Source organism: Azorhizobium doebereinerae UFLA1-100, assembly GCF_000473085.1.
GTDB lineage: Bacteria > Pseudomonadota > Alphaproteobacteria > Rhizobiales > Xanthobacteraceae > Azorhizobium > Azorhizobium doebereinerae.
Genome location: NZ_KI421496.1, coordinates 44,894 through 55,348, shown reverse-complemented (window position 1 = coordinate 55,348; position 10,455 = coordinate 44,894). Strand labels below are relative to the sequence as shown.

The following is a 10,455-nucleotide window of genomic DNA, read 5'->3' as shown; positions in this document are numbered from 1 at the left end:
CATGCGTGCCGGCTTCACCGTCATCACCGGAGCCTCCAGCGGCATCGGCGCAGCGCTCGCCGAGCAGCTGGCGCGCGAAGGCCACCGCCTCGCCCTCATCGGCCGCAACGGCGAGCGCCTCGCGTCGGTGGCGGCCGCCTGCCGGGCGGCAGGGGCCGACTGCACGCCGCACGTGGTCGACATCCGCGACCGGACGGTGCTCCAGGATGTCCTCGCGTCCATCGAGGCCGAGGGGCCGATCGACCTGTTCATCTCCAACGCCGGCATTCTCGACGGCCGCCGGCAGGGGCAGGCGGTGGAGGATGGCGATGCCGCCCACCGGGTGCTCGACACCAATCTGCTGTCCTCCATCGCGGCGGTGCATATGGTGCTGCCCGGCATGCGGGAGCGGCGGCGGGGCCGGCTGCTGCTCATCGCCTCGCTCGCCGCCTTCGCGCCCCTGCCGGACGCCCCGGCTTATTCGGCGGCGAAGGCGGGGCTTCTGTCCTACGGCGTGGCCCTGCGCGAGGCGCTGAGGGACGAAGGCATCCGGGTCTGCGTCGCCTGCCCGGGCTATGTGACCAGCGGCATGAGCGCCCAGCATCTCGGCCACCGCCCGGGCGAGATCCCGGCGGCGGCGGCGGCCGTGCGCATCCTCAAGGCGCTGGAGCGGGACCGCGCCATCTCCGGCTTTCCCTTCCCGCTCTACTGGAGCTCCCGCCTCTCCCTGCTGGTGCCGGCCGCGATCCGGCGCCTCGGCATGCGGGGACTGCGCTTCCATGTGGGCGGATGAGAGCCGCCGATTTCCGAAGCGGAAAGCTTTCCACCTCAAGATTGCTTCAATCTCGTGGGATCGCGGCTGCGGCGGGTCCGGGTGCGGGCGGTGAGGCAATCTGCTAGGTTGGTCCGGCTACAGGCGGCCGGTGGAGACAGGCTGAGGGATGAGCGTAACAGACCGATCCTTGCCGGCGATCGTGAGCAATCTTCTGTCCGGCGCCAAGCCGCCGCAGGGGCTCGGCCGCGCGGCGGAGGCCTATATCGCTGCCCTCCAGTTCCGCAAGAACGTCACCCGCATCTGCTTTGTCGTGCTGGTGGTGGTGCCGACCGTGCTCGCCACGCTGTTCTACGGGCTGCTGGCGGCCCCGCGCTATGTCTCGGAAGTGAAGTTCATCGTCCGCAGCGTCTCGACCCAGCGGGCCACCGGGCTCGACATGCTGTTCCGCACCTTCGGCATCGCCAAGACGGTGGACGACGCCAATGTGATCCAGAAATACCTCGAATCCCGCGACGCTCTGCAAGGGGTGATCGACGCCCGCATCGACGTGAAGGCCATCTTCCAGCGGCCGGAAGCCGACTGGTGGTCGAGCTATCCCTATGTCTGGCGCCGCGACACCAATGAATCGCTCTACGATTATTTCAGCAACCACGTGACCGTGGGCGAGGACAGCACCAAGGGCATCATCGAGCTCGACGTGGTGACCTTCCGGCCGGAAGATTCGCTCGAGCTCTCCAAGACGCTGCTGCGGCTCGCCGAGGGCATGGTCAACAAGATGAACGAGCGGGCGCAGCGCGACGCCATGGGCGCGGCCCAACGCGAAGTCGGCCTTGCCATGGACACGGTGATCCAGGCGCAGTCGGCCCTTACCCAGTTTCGCAACAAGGAAGTGATCGTCGATCCTTCCAAGTCCACCTTCTCGCTCATCGAGACCATCGGCAACCTGACCACCGACCTGTCCTACGCCCTCGCCGAGCTGAAGGAGATGCAGACCTCCTCGCCCAACAGCCCGGCCATTCCCAACCAGCGCGCCAAGATCGCGGCGCTGGAGGAGAGGGTGCGCGCGGAACGGGCCAAGATGGCCGGCGGCGACGATTCACTCGCCAGCAAGATCGCCACCTACGAGCAGCTCGCCCTGCGCCGCGACCTCGCCGACAAGAGCCTCGCCTCGGCCATGAACGCCCTCGACGTCGCCCGCCAGGAAGCCAGGCGCCAGCACATCTATGTGGAGGAGGTGGTGGCTCCCAACCTGCCGGACGAATCCACCGAGCCCCGGCGCCTGCGCTCCATCATGACCGTGCTGGTGTTCGGCTTCGCCATCTTCGCGGTGATCTGGATCGTCTCCATCGGCTACGGGGAGCACTCGCAATGAACCTGATCGCGCGCGCGCTCCGCTTCGCCGAACTGCCCTCCTCCGCCGGCCAGAGGCGCTCCTTCCTGCAGGCCCTGAACGTCCAGCGCCGGGTCATCACCGCGCTGATGCTGCGCGACGCGCTGGTGCGGTTCGGGCACGAGAACCTCGGCTTCTTCTGGCTGATGGGCGAGCCGCTGCTGATGACCTGCGGCGTGATGCTGATGTGGTCGGTCGGCGGCATGGACCACGGCCATGGCGTCGGCCTCATCCCGTTCGTGCTCACCGGCTACACCATGCTGACCCTGTGGCGGCACATCATCGGCCACATGGGCCACGCAATGACCCACAATGCCGGGCTGATGTTCCATCGCAACGTGCGGATGATCGATATCCTCGGCGGCCACGTCATCCTGGAAAGCCTGGGCGGCCTCGCGGCCTTCACCATCGCTTACATTCCCTTCTATATGTGGGGTGCCGTTCCCGCGATCCACGACCCGCTGCTGCTCATCGGCGGCTGGGCGCTCATCACCTGGCTCGCCTTCGGCTTCGGCATGTTCCTCGCCGGGCTGTCGGAGCTCAGCGAGGCGGTGAGCCGCTTCGTCGGCCCGCTCATGTACATCACCATTCCCGCGACCGGCGCCTTCTACATGCTGAGCTGGCTGCCGGAGAAGGCGCAGAAGGTCCTCGCCTGGTCGCCGCTGGTGCACCCGTTCGAGATGTTCCGCGGCGGCCTGTTCGGCCCATCCGTCGAGGCCAAGTTCGACATCGGTTACATGCTGCTCGTCTGTACGATCACCACCGCCGCCGGCCTCGCCATGGTGCGCACGGCCCAGAAGCACGTGCACGTGTCATGAGCCATTCCGTCACCGACCGCGAGAGCGTCAGCCGCGGCGCGGAGGATGCGCCGGAGCCCGGCATGGCGGCGCTGCCGGCCATGCGCCGGATCGAGCTCATCCCCATCGTCCCCGAGCCCGGCATCGCCCCTCCGGACGAGGGCCCGAGCCCGAGCCCCCGTCCGGACTCCGTCTGGCGGCGCTACGGACTGTTCCTCGGGCTCGTCGCGCTGCCGGTAGTCCTGGCCATCCTCTATTTCGGCCTGATCGCGGCGGACATCTTCATCTCGGAAGCGAAATTCCTGGTGCGCTCCTCGGTCCGGAACGGCGGCTCCAACCTGTCCATGATGCTGCAAAGCGAGAGCATGTCGCGGGCGGCGGACGAGACCTACGCCGTCGCCGAATACATGCTCTCGCGTGATGCCGCCGCGGCGCTCGCCAAGACCGCCGGCCTGCGGGAGATCATGGACCGCTCGGAGGCCGACCTCTTCAGCCGCTATCCGGGCTTTCTCGACAAGCAGAACGAGGAGCAGTTCTACCGCGCCTACCGCCGGATGGTGGACGTGACGACGGACGGTTCGAGCGGCATCTCCACCCTGGTGGTGCGGGCCTATCGGCCCGAGGATGCCACCGCCCTCGCCAATGCCCTGCTGAAGACGGCCGAGACCTTCGTCAACCGCCTCAACGTGCGCTCCAACGCGGACGCGGTGAAATTCTCCGAAACCATGGTCAAGGAGGCCCAGGCCCGCCTCCTGGACGTGGAGACCCGCCTCGCCGACTACCGCAACACGCAGCTGGTGGTCGATCCGGAGAAGGAATCCAGCCAATCGCTTGCCATGCTGGGCAAGATGGCGACGGAGATCGCCCGCCTGGAGGCGACGCTATCGCAGCAGATGGCCATGGCCCCGGAGAGCCCGGCCAACGCCCCCCTGCGTGAACGCATCGCCGCCTACCGGGCGGAGATGCAGAAGCAGCAGAAGAACGTGGTCGGCGGAGCCAATTCCATCGCCAGCAAGCTGCAGGGCTACGAACTGCTGGTGGTGGAGCGCGAGCTGGCCGCCAAGGCGCTCGCCGCCACCTCGGCCGCCCTGGAGAATGCCCGGCAGGAAGCCCAGTCGCAGCGCATCTACCTGCAGACCATCACCGACCCGAACCTGCCGGACCAAGCGCTCCAGCCCAAGCGCCTGCTGGGCATCATCGTCGTGGCCTTCCTGGCGCTGTGCATCTACTGGATCGTCCGCAGCCTGATCATCAACACGCTGGAGCATCAGGCATGACGGATCTCCTGGTGCAGACCGGAGACCGGCCGGCCCGTCCGCCCCGGCGCGCCACTGCGGCGGAGCCGTGCATCCGGCTCGATCGCGTGGTGAAGGAGTATCACACACCCATCGGCGCCCGCCGGGTGCTCGACGGCATCAGCTTCGAGATCAACCACGGCGAGAAGATCGCCGTGCTCGGGCGCAACGGCGCGGGCAAGTCCACGCTGGTCAAGCTGATCGGCGGCGTGGAGCCGCCCACCAGCGGCACCATCACCCGTGGCATGTCCATGTCCTGGCCGATCGCCTTCGCCGGCGGCTTCGACGCCAACATGAGCGGGCTCGACAACATCCGTTTCATCGCCCGCCTCTATGGCGTCGATCCTGACGACGCGGTGGCACGGGTGGACGACTTCGCCGAGCTCGGGCGGCTGCTGAACCTGCCGGTGAAGACCTATTCCAGCGGCATGCGCAGCCGCCTGATGTTCGGCCTCATCCTGGCGGTGGACTTCGACTGCTTCCTCGTGGACGAGATGATCTCGGTCGGCGACCAGCGCTTTCAGCGCAAATGCTACGAAGAGCTGTTCGTGAAGCGCAGCGACCGGGCGATGATCCTCGTCAGCCACGACCTGCACATCATCCGCGACTATTGCAACCAGGCCCTGGTGCTCAAGAACGGACGCGGCCGGGTCTTCGATGACCTTGAACTCGCGCTGCGGATCTATGACACGCTCTAGACCCAGCGTGGGCCCGCAGGCCCCCCGCATGGCTCCGGCCTCGCCTCCGGGCACAGGCCGGCCGCCATGCTGATCACCACCTTCGGACCTCCGTCCGGCTACACGCAGTGCGCGCTCTATCTGATGCGCCTGCTGACCGACGAACTGCTGCGCGACGTGGACTATCTCGTCGCCGGAGAGCTGGCCCAACTGCGGGAGGCCTGGTCGGCGCGGCGGCAGCCGCACGTCTTCTTCTTCGCCGACTGTCCCGAACGGGCGCTGGTCGACGTCTTCCTCAAGCTCCAGGCCCCGTCCGTCATCTTCCTGGAGGACGCCAACGACGTCACCGGCTACATCGTCCGCGAGCGGGGCATGGCGTGGCCGTGGGCGCTGCGCCTGACGCATCAATGCCTCGTCTCCATCGGCGACCTCATCGCCAACGAGAACGCCCTGGTGCTGCGGCGGGAATACGAGCTGACGCTGCGCGAATTCTTCCGCGCCATCGCGCTGCAGTTCCAGATGGACGCATCGGACGCCCAGATGCAGGCGGTGCTGGCCAAGGGCGGCCTTGCCGGCGACTTCACCCTCGACACGCCGCTGGAAACCGTTCTGATGGCCCGCTGGCCGCACGCCCGCCCGGCATCGCGCGGGCTGGACGGCGTCGAGAAATCGGATGCGCGCATCATCACGGCGGTGAACGCGCCGTTAAAGGCGGTGATGGCGGGGCGGGCGGTGGAGCGCCTGCTGTGGCCGCAGGAGATGTTCATCGCCGGCGACCAGCCGAACGAGATCCTGCTGAACAGCATCGAGATGCTGGGCGGCGCGCGCTGCCTTTGCTACGGCCCCTTCCTGCACCTGCCCGTGGGCCAGTGGGAAGTGGGGCTGGAGATGGAAGTGCGCGAGAACCTGTCCGGCAATCGGTTCGACATCGACGTCTTTCACGGCGAGGTGGTCGCGCTCGAATCCTTCGACATTCCCGCCGCCGGCCGGTTCCATGTCCGGGCGCACTTCCCCATCCATGATCCGCGCGAGCCGGTGCAGGTGCGGATCATCATGCGCGAGGGCGCCATCGAAGGCGTGCTCGATGTGAAGTCCGCCGTGGTGCGGGCCGCCCCGCAGGCGTCCGTCAGCCGCGCTTACGGATGATCAGGCCGAAGCAGGTGCTGACAAAGCCGTCGATGCTCAGCTTGATGTGGACGTGGTCGCCGCCCCAGTGCTGCCGGGCATAATCGCCCATGTCATGCTCCCAGGGCGGGATGTCGATGAAGCGGTCGAGCGGCTTGCTGCCGACAGCGAAGTCCAGTTCCGCGACCTCGTGCCCGGCCGCGCGCAGGCGCTCGGCCAGCGCGACGAAATGGGCACGCTGGAACAGCACGGTCGGCCAGTTGTCGATGGTCTCGTCGTCGTTGAGGAAGTTGAACTCGGTGGTGTGGATGGCGACCCCGCCCGGCTTCAGCGTCGCCAGCGAATTCTCGATGAAATCGAGACCCTGGGCGATGGAACCCAGATGCTCCAGGGCGCAGATCGACCAGCAGAAGTCATAGCCCTCCAGCTCCGGCGGGATGGCGTTCATATCCACATAGGCGAGCCGCACATGGCGCTCGAACGCCTCCCGTGTCACGAGGTGCGGATGGAAGGCATGCTCAATGGTCGCCGTGTGCTGGTTGGTGGTGGACCAGCCGAGATCGCCCGACGCCTCGGGCGCAAGGTCCGTCACCGTGACGTCGATGCCCTTGGAAGCGAGATAACTCGGGACCGGCTCGACCCCGCAGCCGAAGCCGAGGCCGCGCATGCCCTCCACCAGCAGGCCACGCTCCCAGAGCGCCTGAAGTAGGTAGGCGAATTCCCACAGCTTGCGGTGAAAGACCACGGGAACCTGGAGCTGGCCGCACCAATAGGCGACCCAATCGCTCTCGAGATCGGCCTGGGTCGAGGGCTTGCACGTCAGGCCCACCGGAGCCGGGGCAAGGTCGGTCCGCACCGGCAGCGCCGCGGCGAGCGTCTTGGCCAGTTCATAGCCGAAGAATTTCACGTTCATCGCCATGGCATCGAGATTGCGGATGCGATGCGATAACGCATTCATGTTTGGCTGCGATTTGTCGGTCGTCAACTGAATGAGAGAGACGAACTCGGACACATCCATCGTTCAGATTTCTCCAGCCTGAGCACGGCCTCGCCAAGCTCTGGTCCGGCAGGTGCCGAACGCTTCGTAAGATGGCGCCGCGCGGATTGCGGTATCTGGACCCAGACGCTCCACAGCCGGGCCACGTTTAGGCTGCAGCCCCGCCCGGCGCAAGCCGCCGCCCCTCTGGCACCCTTACGCCAGCCGCTCGTACAAGGCCTTCACCCGCTCGGCATAGCGGGCGGTCGAGAAGAACTCCGCCCGCACCCGCCCGCGGGCCACGAGGTCCGCGCGCAGGGTCTCGTTAGTGTCCAGTTCGCGCAGCGCCAGCGCGATGCTGCGGGTGTCGTAGGGGTCCACCAGCAATGCCGCACCGCCGGCGATCTCGGCGGTGGCCCCGAGATCGGAGGTGATCACCGGCGTGCCCAGCAGCATGCTTTCCAGGATCGGCAGGCCGAAGCCCTCGTAAAGCGAAGGGAAGACGGTGGCCTTGGCGCCACGGATCACGCTGGTCAGCAGGGAGAAGGGCGCATAGTCGAGCCGGCGCACCCGCTCGCGGGTGAAGGTGCGCGTGCCCACCTGCTCCACATATTGATTCGTGGCATCATTGATGAGCCGCAGTTCCTGCTCCGCCTTCCAGGCCGTATTGCCGAGCAGCACAAGCGGGGCTTCGATCTGGCTGCCGAGATAGGCCTCGATCAGCCGCCCCACGTTCTTCTTCGGCTCAATGGCGCCGAAGAACAGGAAGTAGCCCTTGTAGGGCAGACCGAACGCGCCCTCGATGTCGTTGCGCACGTCGTCTTCGGAGCGGGTGAGGTATTTGTCTGGAATCTCGGCCGCCTGATAGGTGTTGGTCACCTTCTCCGGCGGGCAGTCCAGCAGTTCGATGATGTCCCGTCGGGAGGTTTCCGACACGGTGACGATGTGGTCGGCGGTCTTCACCAGCTTCTGGTTCAGGCGCAGGTAGCGCGCCTTGTGGTCGAGCGTGGTGTAGGGCAGCCGCAGCGGCACAAGGTCATGCAGCGTGTAGATGTTCTTCGCCCCCGGCAGCGTGAGCGGCAGGGGATAGGTCCAGTGCATGATGTCGACCGGCGGCAGGTCGCGCACGCTCATGAACCCATTGGAAAGGGCGAACTGTGTAGAGGCCGTGCCGAACAGGTCGGATGCGTTCCAGATACGATCGAAATGCGGCAGCCGCGCGCGCTGGGATTCGATGATGACGTTGCCGGTCACCGGCACCTCGAAGGCGTGCGCGCCGAAGGGCCGGGGAATCAGGCGCCGGGCGTCCCGCACCACGCCGTCCCAGGTGCTGTGCGGCTGGAACGGGTCGAAGAAGGAGATTTCGCGCAGCAGATGGGAACGGCCGGGGCCGAACGGGGCACCGTAGAGGATTTCGGTCCGCAGCCCGAGATCCCGGCAGGCGTAGCTCAGGTTGCGCGCGTAAGTTGCAACGCCCGTCCCCTTCTCGAGCCCCAGATTGTACCCGTCGATCATGATCGAGTGCGGCTGGGCCCGGCGGTTCATGGCGCTGTCCTTTTGGAGCCTGCGGAAGGAGCCGGAACACGCCACGGATTCGCGCCCGAGGCAACTGGGCAGGCCGACGGACGACAGACGCAGCCAGGCAACAGATTCGGTATGCGGCTAGCGCCACTAGAATGCTTGCCTGAAGCTGTGCATCAATCATGGCGTTCCATTCTTTCCCTTTGGAAAGCCTGGGAAATTGCGCATTGCGACGAAGAAGCTGTTGCCCCCAGTCTATATTGCTGCCAATAAAGGCCGGTCGGGGGTGGCGGACAGGCTTTCGCCGGGTAAAACTATTTAATCAATCGGCCCATGTGCCATCCTTCGCGGTTGCACATCGCTGTGCCGGCGTTGGAGTGTTTTGGTGACCGTCCCCATCGCATATGATGTGACGCGCCTGTTCCTCGGCCCGCTCAGCCGCACGCCGCGTGGCATCGATCGCGTGGATTTCGCTCTGGCCGCCCGCCTGTTCCGCCATTCCTCCCAGCCTTGTGTCGGCGTGATGCCGACTCTCCAGGGCATGCGCGTGTTCAGCCCGCACGCGGTGCGGCGAGGTCTCGTGCGTCTTCAGCAATTGTGGGCCGAACGGCGCAGCATCGATGACGATGCGCTGTGGCAGGGCCTGGTTCTGGCGCTGCGCGGCGAGAGCCGCCATGGCGACGAGGTCGTTCCCCCGCCGCCCTTTACGCACTGGCAGCGCGCCAGGCGCATGGGTTCGCTGATCTCCGCCACCGGCATCACGCTGGGCGCATCCGCCAAGCGCCACGTGCCGGAACGTGCGGTCTATGTGAACGTGGGGCATATCAGCCTCGCCATGCCCTATTATCTGCGATGGCTCGATGCGCGGCCGGACGTGACGCCGGTCTTCATGCTGCACGACGTCATCCCGCTCGATACGCCGGAATATGTGTCGCCCTCGTCGGCGCGGCACCACGCCACCATGGTGGCCTCCACCGCGCGCCATGCGGCTGGCCTTCTCGTCACCACCGCGACGGCACAGCAGACGGTGACCGAGGCGCTCGCCCGCTTCGGCCGCAACGACATCATGACGCTGGCCCAGCCGCTCCCCGTGCCGCGGGTGTTCGACACGCCGGCCACGCCGGATCCGGCGCTGGCCGGGGTGAAGTATTTCGTCATCTGCGGCGCCATCGAGCCGCGCAAGAATCACGCGCTGCTGTTCGACGTCTGGCGCGGCCTCTCGGCCGACATGGGCGAAGCGGCCCCCCATCTCGTCATCATCGGCTCCCCCGGCTGGCGCAGTGCGGAGATCCTGGGCCAATTGCACGACAGCCCGGCGCTGCGCGGGCGCGTCCATGTGGTATCGGGCCTGTCCAGCCCGTCGCTGAAGCGCCTTCTGGCAGGAGCCATCGGCCTCCTCATGCCCTCGCATGCGGAAGGCTTCGGCCTGCCGCTCATCGAGGCCGCGCGCCTCGGCGTGCCGGTCATGGCCTCCGACATCCCCGCCCACCGGGAAGTGGTGGACAGCCAGGCCCTGCTGCTCGATCCGCGCGATCCGCGCGCCTGGGACGCCGCGATCCGCCATTGGGCGCGCGGCGACCGGCCCCGGGTGCATCCGCGCCCGGTGCAGCACGCGGTGGACGAACGCGAAGCCTATTTCAACGCCGTCCAGGAATTCCTGAAGCGCTGCGCCGCACGCCGGCAGGCGGAGCTGGCGCCGCGCGGCTATGTCAGCGGCACGAGGCGCCCCGCAGCCGCCCTCAGCGAGCCGGCCCTCCCGACCGCAGCCGCGCCGGCCGTTTCGGCCCGGATCGACCCGCTCTGACCGCATGGGCCTGCGGACAAGAGACCTTCCCACGCCGGCAGGCGGGGCGCCCGGCGCCCGGCTCTTGCCGGCCCGGGACGCTCGCGCCACGCACGCCCCGTACCGTCGCCCCGCAT

Annotated in this window: 9 protein-coding genes; 7 read left to right on the top strand and 2 right to left on the bottom strand. The window is 67.1% G+C overall.

Features of this window, described 5'->3' with window-relative positions; all coding sequences use genetic code 11:
* Position 1: 1 nt before the first annotated feature.
* The 6 genes from YU1_RS0126005 (at position 2) to YU1_RS0125980 (ending at position 6,059) form a co-directional block, all read left to right on the top strand.
* Complete coding sequence (locus tag YU1_RS0126005) at positions 2-772, top strand: SDR family NAD(P)-dependent oxidoreductase (protein WP_029006509.1); 771 nt, start codon at positions 2-4, stop codon at positions 770-772.
* 181 nt (positions 773-953) lie between these two features.
* On the top strand, positions 954-2,126 hold the full coding sequence (locus YU1_RS31480; RefSeq protein ID WP_156922503.1) for a KpsE/RkpR family capsule polysaccharide export protein: 1,173 nt from the start codon (positions 954-956) through the stop codon (positions 2,124-2,126).
* The gene (locus tag YU1_RS0125995) at positions 2,123-2,962 is read left to right on the top strand and encodes an ABC transporter permease (protein WP_084540151.1); all 840 of its coding nucleotides are present in this window, start codon (positions 2,123-2,125) and stop codon (positions 2,960-2,962) included. The genes YU1_RS31480 and YU1_RS0125995 overlap by 4 nt, the downstream gene beginning before the upstream one ends.
* Positions 2,959-4,218 carry a KpsE/RkpR family capsule polysaccharide export protein gene (locus tag YU1_RS31475; protein WP_051357397.1) on the top strand — a complete coding sequence of 420 codons (1,260 nt, stop codon included), beginning with the start codon at positions 2,959-2,961 and terminating at the stop codon, positions 4,216-4,218. Before YU1_RS0125995 ends, YU1_RS31475 begins: the two co-directional genes overlap by 4 nt.
* A complete protein-coding gene (locus YU1_RS0125985; RefSeq protein ID WP_084540150.1) occupies positions 4,215-4,934 on the top strand; it encodes an ABC transporter ATP-binding protein in 720 nt (239 codons plus the stop codon). The genes YU1_RS31475 and YU1_RS0125985 overlap by 4 nt, the downstream gene beginning before the upstream one ends.
* A gap of 66 nt (positions 4,935-5,000) precedes the next feature.
* The gene (locus YU1_RS0125980; protein WP_029006506.1) at positions 5,001-6,059 is read left to right on the top strand and encodes a hypothetical protein; all 1,059 of its coding nucleotides are present in this window, start codon (positions 5,001-5,003) and stop codon (positions 6,057-6,059) included.
* On the opposite strand, the gene YU1_RS0125975 is transcribed toward YU1_RS0125980, so the two are convergent.
* Complete coding sequence (locus tag YU1_RS0125975; protein WP_198019087.1) at positions 6,040-6,996, bottom strand: class I SAM-dependent methyltransferase; 957 nt, start codon at positions 6,994-6,996, stop codon at positions 6,040-6,042. The two genes, YU1_RS0125980 and YU1_RS0125975, sit on opposite strands and share 20 nt — an antisense overlap.
* A gap of 234 nt (positions 6,997-7,230) precedes the next feature.
* Positions 7,231-8,559 carry a glycosyltransferase family 4 protein gene (locus tag YU1_RS0125970; RefSeq protein WP_245263459.1) on the bottom strand — a complete coding sequence of 443 codons (1,329 nt, stop codon included), beginning with the start codon at positions 8,557-8,559 and terminating at the stop codon, positions 7,231-7,233.
* A gap of 361 nt (positions 8,560-8,920) precedes the next feature.
* Between YU1_RS0125970 and YU1_RS31470 the strand changes: the two genes are divergently transcribed.
* Positions 8,921-10,339, top strand: a complete 1,419-nt coding sequence (locus YU1_RS31470; protein ID WP_051357395.1) for a glycosyltransferase family 4 protein — start codon at positions 8,921-8,923, stop codon at positions 10,337-10,339.
* Positions 10,340-10,455: the final 116 nt, after the last annotated feature.